The 17,288-nt window shown below is 62.8% G+C and carries 10 protein-coding genes; all 10 read right to left on the bottom strand.

The window, feature by feature from the left end; genetic code table 11:
• Positions 1 to 272: hypothetical protein (locus TBU01S_RS05995; RefSeq protein WP_157659104.1), on the bottom strand; the 272-nt coding region annotated here is incomplete at its 3' end.
• A gap of 161 nt (positions 273 to 433) precedes the next feature.
• The gene (locus tag TBU01S_RS05990) at positions 434 to 1,693 is read right to left on the bottom strand and encodes a hypothetical protein (RefSeq protein WP_083953486.1); all 1,260 of its coding nucleotides are present in this window, start codon (positions 1,691 to 1,693) and stop codon (positions 434 to 436) included.
• A 2-nt stretch (positions 1,694 to 1,695) separates the two neighbouring features.
• Positions 1,696 to 5,451 (bottom strand): SbcC/MukB-like Walker B domain-containing protein, encoded by a 3,756-nt coding sequence (locus tag TBU01S_RS05985; protein WP_083953485.1) that lies wholly within the window; start codon positions 5,449 to 5,451, stop codon positions 1,696 to 1,698.
• On the bottom strand, positions 5,448 to 6,137 hold the full coding sequence (locus TBU01S_RS05980) for a DUF4194 domain-containing protein (RefSeq protein WP_068635722.1): 690 nt from the start codon (positions 6,135 to 6,137) through the stop codon (positions 5,448 to 5,450). Before TBU01S_RS05980 ends, TBU01S_RS05985 begins: the two co-directional genes overlap by 4 nt.
• A 7-nt stretch (positions 6,138 to 6,144) precedes the next feature.
• Positions 6,145 to 7,596, bottom strand: coding sequence for a Wadjet anti-phage system protein JetA family protein (locus TBU01S_RS05975; RefSeq protein WP_068635721.1), 1,452 nt, complete (start codon positions 7,594 to 7,596; stop codon positions 6,145 to 6,147).
• Complete coding sequence (locus tag TBU01S_RS05970) at positions 7,593 to 9,740, bottom strand: UvrD-helicase domain-containing protein (protein ID WP_068635720.1); 2,148 nt, start codon at positions 9,738 to 9,740, stop codon at positions 7,593 to 7,595. Before TBU01S_RS05970 ends, TBU01S_RS05975 begins: the two co-directional genes overlap by 4 nt.
• An 18-nt stretch (positions 9,741 to 9,758) precedes the next feature.
• Complete coding sequence (locus TBU01S_RS23785; RefSeq protein ID WP_157659103.1) at positions 9,759 to 10,370, bottom strand: HEPN family nuclease; 612 nt, start codon at positions 10,368 to 10,370, stop codon at positions 9,759 to 9,761.
• A complete protein-coding gene (locus TBU01S_RS05965; RefSeq protein ID WP_068635719.1) occupies positions 10,367 to 13,276 on the bottom strand; it encodes a site-specific DNA-methyltransferase in 2,910 nt (969 codons plus the stop codon). The genes TBU01S_RS23785 and TBU01S_RS05965 overlap by 4 nt, the downstream gene beginning before the upstream one ends.
• Positions 13,277 to 13,278: 2 nt before the next feature.
• Positions 13,279 to 14,121, bottom strand: coding sequence for a DNA damage-inducible protein D (gene dinD / locus TBU01S_RS05960; protein WP_068635718.1), 843 nt, complete (start codon positions 14,119 to 14,121; stop codon positions 13,279 to 13,281).
• 25 nt (positions 14,122 to 14,146) lie between these two features.
• A complete protein-coding gene (locus tag TBU01S_RS05955; RefSeq protein WP_068635717.1) occupies positions 14,147 to 17,200 on the bottom strand; it encodes a BPTD_3080 family restriction endonuclease in 3,054 nt (1,017 codons plus the stop codon).
• Positions 17,201 to 17,288 lie beyond the last annotated feature (88 nt).

The following is a 17,288-nucleotide window of genomic DNA, read 5'->3' as shown; positions in this document are numbered from 1 at the left end:
CGCAGCACCAGCCCGGCGTGACGGGCGGCCCGCTGGAGCACATCGGGTGCAAGCCTGGCGACGTGGGCCACGATGTCCGGGCAGGCGACACGATCCTGGCCCAGGTAGCGGGCCAGGACCAGGCCGAGCGACTCCTGCTGCCAGGTTTGCGCCGGCAGCGTGCGCAGGAAGCTGGACGCCCAGAAGGCGGTGTGGCGGTCGGCGCCGCTGCATTTGCGTTTGCCTTGGCGCGCGGGCTTGCCATCCAGGAAGGCGCTAGTGTGGTGTTGCACGCTAATGAATCCATACAAAATCCAATAACGACAACAAGTTACGATCGAATATAAGTCACTTCAAGAACGCATCACTACACTAGCTGCGTGGTCCGCGGCCGTTTCGACAGGCAGGCCCTGTGCTTGCGCGGCGGTAAACACCGTATCGTAGTACGCGCCGATCATCGGCCCTGTCCATCGACATTGTCGAGATCGAAAGCCTCTTGATCGATGAAACGCCCCTGGCTGCGCAGCAGGGGAAGCAACTCATCGTCTGCATAGGCGCAGCCTGTGCGACCTGGGTCCGTTTGCTGAGCTTTGGCCGCCAGCTCCGGCGGGTGGCCTGCGCCGACTGCCAGCAAGCTCGCCAATTGAACATAACCTGGACGCCAGGCGCTGGCCTGGGAAAACACCTCGCGCAGGCTGGCAAGAATCTGCATGCCGGCGTGGTCGAGGTCGCCGAAGAAGTACACAGGCACGGCCAGCGAGCCGTTTCGCGCGTCCAGCGGCGGCTCGAACAGCCAGCGTTCGATCGCCGGCAGTGACGCGGCGGACGCCGGTGCGCGCAAGTACAGGCGGCAGCCGGCGCGGGAACGCAGCCTGCGGGCACTGCTCCGGAAACCGGCCGCATAGACCAGCAGGCTGCCCGCCCAGGCCTGGGCTCGTGCATCGGCCATGTGCTCAAAAGTGACCAGGTTCTCGATGAACAGCACATCCTGGAAGGCACTGGCCCCGCCATCGTTGGCGCCTGCCGGTTTCCCAGGTGGCGGCGCCAACAGCAACTGGATCGGCGCCTCGGTGAACTGGCCCGAGGTCGAACCGAGCAGTCGCAGCAGCTCCTCGCGGTGGTCCAGCACTTTGGAACGGCCCTGGAAGGCGCGGGCGGAGGCTTCGCGCAGGGCCATCGTCCGGCCCGACCGGCACAACGCGGTCAAGGCAGAGAGGCTGCGGGTGGCCTCGTCCAATGGCAGTTCTTCCATCGCGACCAGCGGGTTGCGGGCCAGGTGGTCCAGCACGGCGGGCGGATCGGCAGGCGCGTTCTGCGGATCCGCCGCCCAGTACGCGGCCAGGTGTGCCCGCCATTGCTGCCGCCAGCGCAGGGCTTGCGGGGTGTAGCCAGCCCACGCCGCCAGGGCGTCGAAATCGCACAGCTCCAGCCGGGGTTTGCGGTCGCTGAAATTGGCAAATGCGCGTGGCGCCTCCAGCAGCAAGGCCATCCAGCCCGTAGCGCACAGGTCATCGAGCTGCATGCGCAGCAGCTGGATCTGGTCGGCATCCACGGCATCGTGCAGTTCAGGCGCGGTCTTGCGGTCCAGCGCCAAGCGCACCGGCCCCTGGGCCGTGCTGCGCTCGGCCTTGGCGAGCAGCACGCGGGCCAGGCGCAGCAGGAAGGGGGTCGGCGAAGGCAGATCGGGGGTCGAGGACGATTCAGGCGTGTCCATGATCAGGGCTGGGGTCCGCTATCGGTGTGGCCGTCACCGCCGTCTTCGCCACCGGGCCCAATGTCCGGACATCCCATGGCGGGTTGCCGGGCTTCGGCGACCGGCTGTTGAGCTTGCTGCGTCTCCCGCCACTGGACGCGCGCGGCCTCGCGGGCCTGCTCGGCATGCGCACTCCACAACCGGGCCAGGGCCGGGCGATTGAGCGTTTTCTCCTGCGCTTCGCTGATGAAGAGTTCTTGAAATCCTTCCCCACTGGGTCTGCGTGCCATCACCTTGGAGAAGGTGAACTCCTTGTCGAACTCGGGCTTGACCGCGCCCGACTTGGAGGTGGGCATGGCCACCACGAGCTGCAGCCCCAGCGTCCGCGACAGGAACTGCAGCACGTTGCGCGAGCGCGTTTCGTCCATCTTGGAGAAGGCCTCGTCGCTAAGCATCAGGCGCAGGGCGGGCGCTTCGCGACGGTCGCGGCCGAAATGCCCAAGCGCATGGGCCAGCACAGCCGAGCGCACCACGTAGAACGGCGTTTCCAGTTCGCCGCCCGAGCCCGTACCCCAGGTGGACAACCGCGTGGTGCCCACCGGGCTGGTGCGCAAGATGTCGTAGCGCCGGTAGTTGCGGTAGTCGGCCAGATCACGCAGCGCGCGTTCGCTGGCGCCCTGGTCGTTGGCCAGCAGCAGGCGGCGGATCTCCTCGGCGGTGGCGCGTTGCTCATCGGTGAGCCGGGGCGAGGTGAAGATGGAGCCGCGGTCATGCTCCAGTCCTTCGACCGCGCTTTCCACCGCCTCGAAAAATTCCTGCACTTTCTGCATGCGCGGTACCCAGTCCCACTCCAGCCGGAAGGTGTCGCTGCCAAAGCGGATGTCCTGCAGGTGGCGATTGAGCCGCTGCAGCGTCAGTGCGCCCTGCTTGACGTCGTCGCGCACCTTGAAGCAGAAGCTGCTGGTAAAGACGTGGTTGAACTGGCCTTCGGCCTCGCGCAAGGCGCGCGCATTGTCCGCCAGGCCGATGGCGCGCTGACGCTGTGCCTGTTCGGCGATGGCGGCGCGGGTGCATTCGACGAGGGGAAGCAGTTCTTTCAGGCGGTCTACGCTGCGTGGCGGATCGATCCAGGTGAAGCGCTCGCTGTCGTCACGCGCGCCAGAGAGATAGGTGCCCACGGCCTGGGCCAGTTCGCGCAAGGTGCGGGGCAGACCTTCGCGCAAGCGGTCTACCCGCAGGCGCAACGCATCCAGACTGGTCTCGGGTTCGGCCGCCAGTGCCTGGGCCTCGTCCAGCAATTGGGGCTCGGTGGCCAGGCTGGGCACGGCCCCCACGAAACGCGAAGCCCAGACCGTAGCGTGGGTGCAGGCGATATCGAGGTCGGGCAAGCGCGCCTGCAGATCGGCTTCGCGCCGGCGCAGGCCGCTCATGGCCTGCTTGGTACCGCCCATCTGTTCCGTTTCATCGCGGTGTCGCACACGCACGGCGGTGATGCGCCCATTCAGGTCTTTCTGTTCGGCCAGCAAGGCGTCGATGGCCGACAGGTCCAGCGCTTTGAGCGCTTGCTCGGCATGGGCATGCTGGACTTGGCTCTCCAGCACGGCGAGCATCAATGGCGTCAACGGCGTGAACACGGGGCCGTTGAACATGCGGGTGATCGCTTGCAGCGACTGGCGCAGCGCCTTCTTAACGCGCGTCTCCTCCCCCAGCCGCACCAGTTCCTGCTCGCACCACTGTCGGCGCCGCTGCCGGGCAGCTTCGCCGAAGGTCAGTTTCTCATCGGGTTCATAGCAGGCGAACATGCCATAGCCCCGGCTGCCCAGGCCTTGCTCCATCAGGCCCTGCGGGGTTCTGGCCAGCTCCTCCTCGCTCTCGACCTTGCGCACGCGGCCATACTGGGCCATCAGAAAGGCATGGGCCACCGGGTGCTGGCAGACCAGTTCGTGCAGCACGGCCCGGGCCTCCAGCTGGCGGCCCTCGGTATCCTCCATCGCCCTGCGGCCCTGCACGACCTTGGGCGAACGCACGCGGTAGTGCTGCTTCACCAGCCGGGCGCAGCGCGCCTCCATGCCGGCCTCGACGATGATGGCGAAGCGGTCGCCGCCCATGTAGCCTTCAATGGCGTTCTGCCAGCAGGAGCCGGGGCGGGGCTCCACCAGTTGGGCCAGCAGGTGGGGGCGGGCGGTGGGGATTTCGCGTTCGATCAATGCCACCGCCTCGTGCGCATCCTTCGGCCCTTGGGGGCGGCCACCCTGCAGGCGGCGCAGTTCGGCGTCGCGCTGCTCGGTGTCGTCCTTCAGTTGGTTCAGTTGCACGCCCACATCGGTCAAGGCTTGCAGCACCGCCCCCTGCACCGAGGCATCACCATCGTGGATGCCCTGGCGCAAGGCGGCCAGTTGCGCATCGAAGGCTTCCAGTTCGAAGGCGGGCAGTTCCCCGTCCAGAACGCCGTCGCGTGTGTAAGCCGCGGCCATGGTGGGCCAGGGTTTAAGAACCTGCTGCGCTGGAGGGCGCAGGGTTGCCACTGCAGCCGCCAGCGCCGGCACGGCCGACAAGTCCAGCGCCAGCAGCTGTTCGAGCTGCGTGGCCATCCCGCCAATGCCACGCGCAGCCTCCTGTACGCGGCCCCAGTGCAGGCGGAACTGATCGGCCTGCAGGCGGATCTGGTTCTCCAATGCCTGCTTTTCGCGCGCCACGTCGCTGTCGTCCAGGCGCTTGTCCACCCCGCGCAGTTGCTCGCGCAATTGGGTTTCCTGTGCTTCGAGCGAGGCCAGCTTCTCTTGCAGTTGCGTCTGCTTCCTGTCCTGCGTGGCGATCTGGCGCTGCACCGAGGCCAGTTCATCCTGGGCCTCGCTGCGCGTGCGCAGGGCATGGGCGATGGTGGTGGTGACGAAACGCCGCGCCTCATCCAGCACTTGGTCCGCGCTGGCCTGGGCGGCGTCGAGCCGCTCCAGATTCAGTGCCAGGCGCTCGGCCTCCAGTTTCAGGCTGGCGATGGCGCGCATCAGCTCGCGCATCTTGTCCAGATCCTTGCTGAAATCGTGCGGCTCCAGGATTTCGTCGCGCACCAGGTCGTTGACGTTGCCCAGTTCCTTGTAGGCCATGGCCTTGACGAGCGACTTTGCCGCGCGCGTGGCATCGTGCTCGCCTACTGCCGTCTTGCCCATCAGCGCGCCGTACAGATGCTGCAGATAGCCGCCCTTGTCGGGGAAGCGCTGAACCACGGAGGCGGCCTTGTCGGCATGGGCCTGCAGGCGGTGCTGGAGTTGCACGTACAGCTCCTTGAGCGGCACCGGCATGGCCGTGAGCACTTCGCCCGTGCGGCGAGCCAGGTGATCCAGCGACAGCGGGCGACGCACGATGAAGAACTGCGGTGACCCCTGCAGCACGGCGCGACGGCCGTCCTCGAAGGCCTCCACGCCCACCAGGGCGGTGAAGGGCTCGGCCTGCTCGCCCGCCTGTTCGGAGGCCTCGAATACGATGCCGGCGTAGCTGGTCGAGCGGGTGCGCAGGAATACGCCGTCGGCCTGCTGGCCCAGGGCGTAGGCGGCCAAGGTGCGCGGTTCCTTGCCGCCACGCCGGCTCTGCGTGGATTCGTCCTGGCCGATGTTGAACTGCACCACGTGCTGGTGCGCGGCCGTGAGCACGGTCTGGATGGCGTCGAGCAGCGTGGATTTTCCCGAACCCGATTCGCCCGTCAGCAACACGGCGTCGGCAAAGGGCCATTCGCGGTCCTCCAGCGAGCCCCAGTGCCAGGTGAGTAGCCTGGCGATCTTCATGCGCTGCCCTCCGGCTCGGGGGCGGGCTTGAGCAACGCGGGCACCTGCCGCCCCACCAGCCGCAAGGCTTCTTCCAGGGCCTCGTCGCTGACGAAGCTCATCACCGGCCGCAGCACGGCCAGACCCATCTGCATGTCCCCGGCGTCATCGCCCTCGACGAAATGCAGTACGCGGTGCTTGCGCAGGTCACGCAACAAGGCCATGCGCTCGCTGGCCGCGTGGGGCAGCTTGTGCGCCAGTAGCGACACGACTGCCTGGGACAGCTCCTCCAGGCTGATGGCCAGGCGTTCGTCCACCAGCGGGCGGCGTCCGGTCAGCGCCTCGGTGTAGAGAAAACGCAGGGCGATTACAGCGGCCACGAAATCACGCGACAAGCGGGCGCGCAGGCGACGCACGCCGTCTTCCTCCTCGTCGCCACCGCCTTCGCCAGGCGGGTACAGCCGCAGCAGGCGAGCATCGCTGTCGTGGACCAGCACGAAGCCGATGCAGGCGAACCATTCGCGCAGCAACTGTTCGCACTGGATGGCATCGTCGTACAGCGCGGCTTCAGGCCGGGAATGCTCGCGCCACACCACGCCGCTGGCCAGCAGCCGCCCGGCCAATTCGGCGAAGCGTGCGGGCTTGACGGTAGCGGCGCCTTCGGTCGCCAGCCGCTGTTCGATGTACTGAGCCAGAGATTGCAGCATGGTGTGTTCAGAATCTCCTGGGCGCCTGATCGAGCGTCACATCGGCCCCATCCACCGGTTCGAAGCGCAGCTCATAGTCATCGGCCTGGAAGTAGGGCGTGCTCATCTGCCCCGCCGTCTTGCGCGCCTGCAACAGGCGCCGCCCTTCGGCCGAACGCACTGCGCCCACGGCGTGCAGCACACGCACCGCGTCCTCGGCGGTGTCCACCGGCAGTGCTGCCAGCGTGATCGGCCCATCCTGCAAGTGAGGCAAGAGACTTTGCAGCACCTGCTGATCGCTGAAGGCAAAAGCCTCGGCTTCGGCCCGGCGCAGTAAAGCATTCAGGCGGCTGGCCTCGTCCACCACCAGCGGGGCCTGCGCCACCGCCTCGGCTTCGCGGTCGCGCACCGTCCAGCGCAGCACGCCACCGGGCAGGCGGATCTCGCTGGTGGCCAGGCGCCGGGCCAGCGCGTCGAGCAGCGCTTCGCGCGCGGGTGCCGGCCGCTCCTTCAGCCAGGCCATGCTGCGACCCAGAGGGGATTCGGCGCCGTAATCCAGCGACAGCGCTTGCCGCAGCAGGCTGGTGAAGCGGCGCACGTAGTTGTTCATTTCGGAGCGCAGCATCGGCAACTTCAGACCGCAGGCAGCTTCCACCATGCTCTCGATGCGGTCCGCGAGCCACAGCATGGGGCTGCGGCCCTGCGCCATCTGTTCCAGCCAGGGCGCGCGCTGCAGCAGGTGAGCATCCACCTGGGCGCGTTGCTCGCCGTCGAGGGCGCGCACCTCTTCCAATGCCTCGTTGATCTGGCCGCGATGGCGCTCGGCAGAGTCGGCCACCAGGCGCACGGCGTATTCGCGCGCGAAACGCTTCTCGATGAAATCGTTGAACTCGTTCCAGGCCACCTTCTGCGCCAGCGCCTCGCGCGTCAGGCTCTGGATCAGATGGCGGAAATATTCGATGTCATCCTGCAAATCCTGCACCACGCGGCTGGCGAACTCGTGGGCGTCCAGCAGTTCGTCGGCATCCCGGGCGGCGATGAAGGCCGCCAACGCCTTGCGGGCCGAACGCATGTTGCGCTGGCGGGTCTTGGCGCGGGAATCGTCGAGATTGGCGAAGGTCTCGCTGAAGGCCTTGCCGGCCCGGCTAAGCTTGAGCGTGGGCCGCAGATCGATGGGATCGCGGTAGTCCTCCAGCCAGCCATGGTCCTTGAGCTTGCGCAGCAGGTCGCTGGCGTAGGTGCGCTCTTCGTCGGCACGCACGGTCTGCCCGGCCCCGAAGGCCAGGCCCCGCAGCGCGGGATCGGTCAGAGCATGCTGGATCACCTCCAGCACCAGTTCGCGCGTCAGCACCTCGGCATAGTCAGCATTGGCGCCATGCACCCGCTCGTGCAGCGCCCGCAGCACGGCGGCGCACAACTCACGGTTGTCGTGCGTGAGGGGACGGAAGAAGTGCTCGCGCGGAGGGGTGAAGAACATCATGCTGCCAAGCCGGTGCCCTGCAGATCTTGGAGGAACTCCGACCCCGGTTCGACGCCGGTGACAAACAGCCAATCGCGGGCACGTGTGCATGCCACGTATAACAGGTGCCGCTCAGTGTTGTAGACCTCCTCCAGATCAGCTTTGTCGGCCACGGATTCGATGCGCTCTTGCAGTGGCAGCACTTCATCCTCGCAGGCCATCACCGCGACGGCTCTGAACTCCAGCCCTTTCGCCAAGTGCATGGTGGAAATATTCAACGCATCCGGAGCAGTTCCGGGCATTGCGGTGAGTGCGGCCAGTCGGCCATCCAGTACTGTGTGCGCAATGTCTGCAAGCTCGGCAGCGGCTCGTGCGCGTTCCAGCTGTTCATCAGCGCGAACAAAGACTGCGATGTCCCTCGCACATACGCCGTCCGCGATGCGTGCCCCCAGCCAGTTCGCCACCGCGTCAATTTCCTGATCTGCTCTGTCGAAAAGGCAGACGTGCGGATCCGGCCCATTGAACACCGAGACGGTGCCACTGCGATCTTCGGTATTGCCATCCACATCAGAAACCTCTGGCCCCAGCAAACGATCTGCCTGGACGCGGATTTGATGCGAAGTCCGGTAGTTGATATGCAAGGTTCGCGAACGCCCTCGCACATCCACACCCAAGGATTTCCATGAAAACGGTTGCTGAAAGATGCGTTGCCCCAGATCACCCGCAAAGAACAGTCCGTTGGGCGTATTACCAGCCAAGGCCGCCAGAAAACGCAGTTGCGCCACGCTCAGATCCTGAGCTTCGTCCACCACCACATGATCGAAGACCGGAGCCTGCCCCACAGCCGCGCGTCTGGCTTGCTCGAACGCAAGCCGGGTGAACAGGCCAGCCCAGGTGAGCAAACCCTGGCTGGTCAGTTTGCCCCGCATGTGCTCGAACACCTGCCACAAGGCTGCGCGCTGCGCCTCGGACAAGCGGATCTTGCGTCCCAAGCGCTTGATGTCCCGGTAGGACTCCCACTGATCGAGCTGCCAGGCATCGACCATTTCCTCCCACTCACTGAACAGAAAGGACGGGCTGAACTTCAATCCACCCAAACTCGGGGCACATTCATCCCAGGCCGCCCGCATGAGCTCACGCAGTTCTGTTTCTGAGGCTACACACACCGGCCCCACCTGCGCCTGATACAACCGCAGGCCAATCGCGTCCAGCGACAACACCTCCAGCCGCTCAGCCAGCCGGGGCTGATTGCTGATCAGGCGTCGCAACTTGTCGTGCAGCGCGTAGGCCAACGTGTCGGAGAACGTGGTCAACAAAACGCGGCTGTCAGAATGGTTCTGCGCCAGGAACACCGCCCGATGCAGCGCCACGATGGTTTTGCCCGTACCGGCCGAACCGGCGATGCGGGCCGGGCCGCTGTAGTCCCGCTCCACCCATTGACGCTGCGCGGGATGCAGGAAGATCGTCCATTTGTCCCACGGAAAATCGAGGGCACGTTGCAGTTCTTCCACATCGTGCATGGCACGGAAACGGCGCTGCGCATCGGGGTGAGCAAAGGGATCGGCGCCTGCAGGGGCCGCAACGGCGAAAGCTGGCCGCCCACCCGTCGCCAGTTCCAGCAGCGCCTCCGCAGCCTCAGAAGGCAGATGGCCGGCCAGTGACAGCAGTTCGTCTTCATCGGCCACAGCGCGAACGTCAGTCAGCCAATCGGCTGGCACGCCGTAGGCCAGCAAATCGCTGTCGGAATGCTCTGCAAACAGGGCACTTCTGCGGAACGCTACAGCGCCCGCCGAATCCGCTACCCCAAGCGCCGCCTGAACCACGATCTCTTCGACGCGTTCGCGAATCTCCACCCATTGCGCGGCTCCGGTGGTGGGATGAACCTCCAGCTTGCGGCGCTCGGCCCAACGATAGGCCTGGTCATGGTGCGCCACGTAGCACAGCAGGAAACTCGTTGCCGTGCGATGAACGATCAGGCGCAGATCACGATTTACCCTTGCTGACCAGAAATGCTTGTCCTTCGACTGTTCGACCCGGTGCAACTTCATCCCCGGATTTACGGGGTTGATTTGCAGATCGAAGGCAGTGGTCTTGACGAGTTTCTGTTCCTCGCCGGTCAAGCGGGCGAGGCTGTCGGTAAAGGTGTCGGCGATGCGGAAATCCATGTGCGTTGTGCTCACTGACTAGAGGGACGTGCAGCATTCAACAGCAGGTTGTTTGTCGAGAAAGGAAAACCATTCTCGCAAGAAACGGGTAAATGCTTTCGGTGTTGCAGAAACATATTTCATGCCCACATCCTGCATCTCCTTGCAACCGCAAGGTAATTGCAATGATTTTCGCTTCTTGCTAGAAAATATAATCTCTTGAATCTCAGGCTTTCCTCTCGCATGGATATTTCCGTGCGCAAGAGAGTTTCTGATTATTGAGATAACCTCATTCGTGGGTTGCGATGTAAGCGCGCTCATTGCCCAGCCATCAGGGTCAGTATTCCAAGAGGCCAAGGTGGCCTCTCCGAATTTCCATTCTTCTTTTGAATCGCTGGCTAAACTTGACTGAATGAAGGGCCGTCCGAGGGTTTGATTTAGGTATTTCTGAGCGCATTTTGGAAGCACATTTCGATCGTCTGAGGGGTGACTCGATGAAAGCCTTTCCATCGGAATGACCAATCCGCTTGATGCAACATTGAGTAACAGCGTGACGTCCAAGTTATTCTTCTTGCAGATATCTTCAACTGTATCAAGCAAGCGCAGACAACGTTTCGGAAAGTCGCTCACTAAGTTGGTATAAGCAGTCATACCCTGAATACCTTCATCACCTCATCCCCCAGGTGATTGATCACCTTCACCGCGATCCGCCCTGACTTTGGCTTGTCGAACGGCCGGGATGTATCGCTGTTGAGCGTAGCCCAGGCATCTGCATCGATTTCGGCCTTGAGCGTGGTCTTGAGGGATTTGTAGGGATCGTTCGCACCCAGGAAATAGGCGTGGCGGACGAAGAAGCTTTCTTCGTTGTAGTCGGTGTCGATGAACCAGCAGGCGATGCCTTCGGCACCGTCGCTGCGCACTTCGCCGGTGTTGGGGTGGAACACGTCCACACCATTGACCTTCACGCGCACCTGGCCTTCGGCGCCGTCCGAGCCGGCATCGAGGATATCGATGTCGGGTTCGCCGAAAATCACGAACAGGTTGCCCTTGCCGGTGTTCTTCAGGTCGTCCGCCATGTGCAGATCGGCATTCATGCGGGCCTTGAGCACGGGAATGCGGCCGAGCTTGTCGAACTCGCTGGAATGCGCGTCGTAGTTGAAGGCGCAGGCGATCAGTACGTCGAAGCCGGCGTCGCCGGCCTCACGCGCGGCGGCCACCAGGTCGGGGCGGGCCACAGTGCCGAACTCGGGGCCGATGAAGATGGCGGCGCGCTTTTCTGTCTCGCCCTCGGCGTAGCGGCCTTCGGCGCAGACCAGGTCGCCCGGCCACGGCGTGAGCGAGGTGAAACTGATCCTGTCCTGCTTGTGCGCCTGCTGCACGCCGGCGGTCTTGAGGTTCTCCAGAATGATCTGGACGAAGTTGCGTTCGGCGTTGTATTCGGCCTGCTGCTCCGCTGCATGCGGGTTGGCCGGGTCGATCAGTTCGTCGTCGGCACCCACGGCCAGCACGCGGTGGGGTGAGAGGCTTTCCACGGTGAAGGGGCCAGCCACGCGCACCTTGCTTTTGTCTGGGTAGGGTTTGTCGTAGAGGTATTCGAACTCGGCCTTGGCGGCGATGGAGGCGTCGATCTCCTTCTGCCGAGCGATGCGCTGCTGCCACCATTGCGCGTGCAGGCGTTTGGCTTGCTCTGGCCATTTGTCGTCAGCTTCGCGTGGGATTTCCCACTCCTGCCAAGCCTTGCCGAGCGCGGTATTCAGCGATGCGCACAAGGGTTCCAGCACCTGCTGGTGCTGCTCCCAGATCACGTCGATTTCGGCGTTGTTGGCGATGGACTTGAGCGTGATGTGCGGAACGCGCTCGTAGACGAAGCCCTGACGCACGTCACCATGCACCAGCGTGGTGGACGGCGCACTGCGCGTGACTTCGGCTTCCTTCAACTGGCCTTCGCGGCTGTCGGCCAGCAGGTAGTAGGGGTAGCGTGCCCCCATGATGCGGGCGCGGGCCAGAGCCAGCGCGACCCGCGAAGTGTCGATGGTGATCCAGCGGCGTCCCCATTGCTCGGCGACGTAGGCGGTGGTGCCGGAGCCGCAGGTAGGGTCGAGGACGAGGTCGCCGGGATCGGTAGTCATTTGAATACACCGCTCAACAACTTTTGCGGCTGTTTGAACAATGTAAAGCTTGTCTTCGCCTGAAAAACCTGCGATTGCTGTGTCATCCCAATTGTCAGAAACTGGCACTACTGGGAAGTCATCTACGTATCGCTTGTAGTTTGGGAGTGTTCCAGAAAGAATGAGACGATCGGCTTTGATGAGTCGATACATGCCATCCATTGTCGTTTTCCAGTTGTGATTCGCTCCACTGTGAAAACTTTTCCCCCGATAGTCGAATGCGCACGTAGTATTCGCTCTTACTCCCTGGGAACGGAGATTTTGTGCTGATAAAACACTCCATCCATTAGGAAGACTGGACCAGTCTTTGATTTCCTCGCTGGTCATTTTCCTCCATTCCCCAGTCCCTCTTTTCTCTGCCACGTTATAACTGGCGAGTTGATTCGATTTTTTTAGATAACTCTGCCGATACTTTACGACGCTTCTTTTTCTGGCATACCAAAGAATGAAGTCGCCGCTTGTTGGCAACAGCGAGGCAGATGTCGCTGTTGTCTTTGAGAAAGCGATCTGACAAACAAAATTCTCATCGCCAAACACCTCGTCCAAAAGGCACCGAAGGCGATGAATGTTTTCGTCGCTAATCTGCACAAAGATCGACCCAGACTCGGTCAACAGATCCCGCGCCACCGTCAGCCGGTCGCGCAGATAGGTCAGGTACGAATGGATGCCATCACGCCAAGTGTCCCGGAAGGCCTTCACCTGCTCTGGTTCGCGCGTGATGTGCTGGGCGTTGCCGTCCTTTACATCGCGGCTGGTGGTGCTCCACTGGAAGTTGCTGTTGAATTTGATCCCGTAGGGTGGATCGAAATAGATGCACTGAACCTTACCGCGCAGGCCCTCACGCTCGGCGAGAGATGCCATCACCTGCAGGCTGTCGCCCAGGATCATGCGGTTGGCCCAGTGCATGTCGTGCTGGTAGAACTCGGTTCGGGCATTGTCGCTGGGCAGACCGTTGAAGTCGGCAAACAGGTCGGGCTGGTCGGTCGGCTGACCCTTGCCGCGTGCCGCTGCCTCGCGCTGGCGCTCGGTCTCGCGGCGCAGCTCATCGACCAGCACCTTGGGGTGCACCTTCTCCTGGATGTAGAGCGGCGGCGCATTGACAACGAGATCGCTCCAGTCTTGCTGGTCTTTGCCGCGCCACAGCAGTTGGGGGTCCAGATCCCGGTTCAGGCGCTGCTGGAACGAATCCGACGATTTGCCCTGGTCGTGCAAGGCCGCCAATTCGCTGAGCCATTGCGTATTGGCGCGCGGATAGGCCACGGGCTTGGGGCTTTGTTCGTCCTTGGCCATGAGCGACTGGTATTCGGCCGTGGGGTTGTTCTTGCGCGTGGCACCTTCGTGCTTGAGGGTGTCGACGGTGAGAGGGGCTTTGGGTGATCGGGTGGCCATTGTCAGGAATCCAGCGCGTCCGGTTTCTTCAGGGCTTTCTTGTCTTCAGATGCGATGCGGCGCTCGACCTTTTTCACGTCTTCGGCAGGCGGCAAGCTTTCGGGGCGGATACCACGCTCAAGCAAGGTCTTGCGCACGGCTTCGTTGTTGGTGATGTGCTCTTTGGAAATCGCACGTTCGCTGCCCAGTTTGTGTTCGCGGGCGTTGAAGATGGTGATTTCGGTGGCGAAGTCCTTGGCCTTCAGGATGATGGTAGGGGCGAAGTCGGCCAGCGGTCGGCTGTCGGGCACCTTCCATTGCGCTTTCATGGCCTGAGTGGATTTGCCGAACAGGGCATGGTCACCTTTGCTACGAATCAGGGCAAAGTCCTGATTGCCCCCGGTCTGCTCGAAGATCACGTCGGACAGTTCCTTCTCCGTGGTGCTGAGCTTCTTGCGCGCGGCCACACGCTCGGCGTCGAGCAGGCGCTGCTCGATCAGTTCGGCCCGGCGGGTCTGAACGGCGAAGTAGGTCTGGGCGAAGGCGATCTGCTGCTTCTTCGGGTCACCGTTCTGGGCGATGAGGTAGCAGGCATAGCGGGTGAGCATCAGGTCGTCCACTTCGCGCTGGCTGCCGGAACCGAGATCGACCATTTTGCCGACGTCGGCAAAATGGTCGGCGATGGCATGGCCGGAGACTTCGCAGGCTGTCTTGGCCTTGGAGACGACGTTCAGGAAGTTGTCCCATTTGGTGTATCCCAGCAGGTGCTGAAGGTCTCGGGCCAACCAGTACTCGACACCGGTTTCCGTTTGTTGGGCGTGCCCTTCAAAAGTCTGGGTCAGCGAGTGAACAAGTTCACTTTTCATACGGTTTTCTTCTCTCTGATAAGGCTCATGAAGCTCCCCCCGCCTGCTGCAACATTGCGTCGAACGCCTGCTGCACCTTCTCGGCAAAGTCGTCCTGCATCTGCCACACGTCAGCAAATTCGACGAAGGCCCAGCGGCCATAGGTGCCGAGCCGATTCACGCCGGGCACCCAGTGGGTGAGCATGATTTCCTTCTTGATCTTGGCGTCTTCACCGCGGAAGCCCTTGATCTCGACCACAAGGTTGAGCAGATCGCCCTCACCATGTCCATCGTCCACACGCACGATGAAATCGGGGCGGTAGCGGTGCGGTTGGCCGTCCTTGCGGTAGGGCACTTCCAGACCCAGGTTGTGGTTCTTCACGTAGGCGCGTACGCGAGGGTGAGACTCGGCCACGCGGCAGAATTCGGCTTCCCAGTCGCTGTCGAGGATGACCCAGTTGATGTGGCAGCGCGGGCCGCCGTTGCTGCCGCTGGTATCCCAGCGCTCGGTCTTCGAGGTGTTGAAGCTCACATGCCGGGTGCTGCCCACGGGGTTGTACGGATCAAGCACAGCCTGGACGGGCCGCTGGCCGAGAAAGGCTCGGGTGATGCCGGCATTGATGCGTTCGCAGGCATCGTCGGCCAAGGTCTTGTACTTCAGTTGGGCGGGATAGGTGCCCCCTTTGTACTCCAGGCAGTTGTCCAGCCACTGACGGGCGATGCGCTTGAGCTGGCCGAACAAGTGCAGTTGCGGCTGCCCATCGGCATCGCGGAAACGCGTGAGCAGTAGATGGGAGGTCAGTTCATACACTACTTGCGAGGGGCGCACGTCGCCGGTGTGGACAAGGTTGAGATCCACCTGTTCACCGATGATGCCGGAGTTGCGGGTTTCGGTTGCCCCCACCAGCGCAGGGGTGAGTTCCATGCGCGAATCGTCGGTAAACTCGGCCCGCAGGCGTTCTTCGGGCAGTTCCACACGGTAGCCCTGCACGCGTGGGAAGCTGATTTCCAGTGCCTCACGTTCCCGCAAGGCCTTGACCTGGATGCTCTCGCGCGGCTTCTGTGGCGGCGCGACCACGGGCTCGGCGTTGAAGTCGAATGGAATGCCCAGCACGTCGGCGTATTCGACGTTGAACAGTCCGTCGGCGTTGAGTTCGTAGGACTGGCGGCGCAGCGCGCGGCCAATCACCTGTTCGCACAGCAGTTGCGTGCCGAAGGCTCGTACCCCAAGCACATGGGTCACGGTATTGGCATCCCAGCCTTCGGTGAGCATGGAGACCGAGACCACACAGCGGATCGAGTCGCCCAGCCGGCCGGGTTTGCCCACAGTGTTCATCACTTCGCGCAACAAATCCTGGTCTGTGATCTTCTGCCCGGCCAGAGCATCGCCCGTACGCTCGACGATTTCGCGGCGGAAGCGCTCGATTTCATCGGCTGCCATACCCCGGAAGTTGCTATCCAGCGCTTCACCGGATTCGAGTTGTTCGCTGTCGATCAGCAGGGTGTAGGGCCGACCCAGCGCGTTGCCGTATTCGTCCTGATTGCGAAACAGCGGCAGTCGGCCCGGCTCATGGTTGCCATCGGCACGCGTGAAGCCCGAGATGTAGTCGTACACGAGCTTCGAAGTGGCAGTGTTGTTGCACACAACGATGAAGCAAGGCGGCACGGTGATCCGGGCTTCCTCCCACAGCGCAAAGGTCTTTTCGTAGTGGCCGTAAAGGGCTTCCAGCGCGGTCAGTAGCTGCGTGGGTAGTTCCAGCGGATTCAGGCCTTCGGCTTTACCGCGGCCCTTTTTGGGCATTTCGGTGCGGATGTGTTCCCACAGATTGCGGAACATCGGCATTTCGGCGCCGGGGATATTGTCGGCGACAGGCACGCGCGGCAGTTTGACGATGCCGCATTCGATGGCATCCATTAGCGAGAAATCGCTCATGGCCCAAGGGAACAGGGTGCCTTCGGCATAACCTGAGCCGCGCAGGAAGAATGGCGTGGCTGACAGGTCGAACACGCGGGATACGCCCAGCTTGCGCTGGACGGCTTCGAGGCCGGAAATCCAAAGCCGGGCTGCGGCGTTGTTTTGTTCCGCCTCTTTCTTCTCGTCCCCTTTCAGGTCGTCGTCTTCAGAGGCGTCTGGTTTTTCACGGTAGCAATGATGCGCTTCGTCATTGATGACCAGTACATCCTTCAAGCCCATCAGATCGGGCATGACGCGCTGGAGCATTTGTCCTTCGGTTTCGAGGGTGTCAAGGTCATCGCCGCCCCGGCCTTGCAACAAGGCACGTCCGCCCTTGGACAGTTCCACCCGCTCGCGCCGCTTGAAGGCGTGGTAGTTGGTAATGACGATCTTGGCGCGCTCCAGGTCGGGCAGCATGTCGCCGGGCACCAGTTCGCGGCTGGCGTAGTAGCTGTCGGGGTCGTTGGGCTGCAGGACGCGCAGGCGATCGCGGATGGTCAAGCCTGGCGCGACGACCAGGAAACCACGGGTGAAGCGTCGGCTGGTTGGCCGCCGGACGGCATTGATGGTCTGCCAGGCGATCAGCATGGCCATCACCGTGGTCTTGCCGGCACCTGTGGCCAACTTGAGCGCCAAGCGCGCAAGGCCAGGGTTGGCGTCCTGATTGGCGCGTTCCAGATGGTCGAGGAAGTTCTTTCCCATCTTGCCGAACTGCGGCGCTACCTCGGTCAACCAGATGGCCGTTTCCACAGCCTCGACCTGGCAGAAGAATGGGCGCACACCGCTGAACTCGTGGTGACGCCAGTGCTGGAGCAATCGTGCGGTTTCCGGCGTGACTCGCCAATCTGCCGGATTGGGCAGCGCACGCCATTTATCGACCTCTTGCCGAACGGCGTTGATGACGGCCTGGTGGTCGTATTGCTGCGCTTGCGTTGAAAGGCCTTTGCCTTCGTCGAAAAGAAGCGATCCCTGTTTGGCTTGACCTTTCTGCTTCTTGGGCTTGGGGATGGGTGTGATGAACTCAGCACGCCGCCGGCTGTAGACGATCTGCTGCGTGGGTTGCCCATTCTTGTCCAACTCCCAGTGTCGCGACGGGTAGTCGTACGGGGAGTTGAGAATGGGTTTTTCGAAGAAGAGGCTAGTCATGGCTGAAAGCGTATGCCAGCGTTCTTGCTGGACACGATATCAATATGTAAATGCCGACAGTCTGCCAGTTCATAACCCACCCTGCGCC

Origin of the sequence: Thauera butanivorans NBRC 103042, assembly GCF_001591165.1 — a bacterium.
Classification (GTDB): Bacteria; Pseudomonadota; Gammaproteobacteria; order Burkholderiales; family Rhodocyclaceae; genus Thauera; species Thauera butanivorans.
The sequence above is the reverse complement of the archived record's forward strand: the minus strand, read 5'-3'. Positions and strand labels throughout refer to the sequence as shown.

Excerpts from the sequence above, each read along its gene's own strand:
- TBU01S_RS05955 (WP_068635717.1), bottom strand. The coding sequence starts at position 17,200 with ATGACTAGCCTCTTCTTCGAAAAACCCATTCTCAACTCCCCGTACGAC.
- dinD (WP_068635718.1), bottom strand. The coding sequence starts at position 14,121 with ATGAAAAGTGAACTTGTTCACTCGCTGACCCAGACTTTTGAAGGGCAC.
- TBU01S_RS23785 (WP_157659103.1), bottom strand. The coding sequence starts at position 10,370 with ATGACTGCTTATACCAACTTAGTGAGCGACTTTCCGAAACGTTGTCTG.
- TBU01S_RS05980 (WP_068635722.1), bottom strand. The coding sequence starts at position 6,137 with ATGCTGCAATCTCTGGCTCAGTACATCGAACAGCGGCTGGCGACCGAA.
- TBU01S_RS05970 (WP_068635720.1), bottom strand. The coding sequence starts at position 9,740 with ATGGATTTCCGCATCGCCGACACCTTTACCGACAGCCTCGCCCGCTTG.
- TBU01S_RS05965 (WP_068635719.1), bottom strand. The coding sequence starts at position 13,276 with ATGGCCACCCGATCACCCAAAGCCCCTCTCACCGTCGACACCCTCAAG.
- TBU01S_RS05975 (WP_068635721.1), bottom strand. The coding sequence starts at position 7,596 with ATGATGTTCTTCACCCCTCCGCGCGAGCACTTCTTCCGTCCCCTCACG.
- TBU01S_RS05985 (WP_083953485.1), bottom strand. The coding sequence starts at position 5,451 with ATGAAGATCGCCAGGCTACTCACCTGGCACTGGGGCTCGCTGGAGGAC.
- TBU01S_RS05990 (WP_083953486.1), bottom strand. The coding sequence starts at position 1,693 with ATGGACACGCCTGAATCGTCCTCGACCCCCGATCTGCCTTCGCCGACC.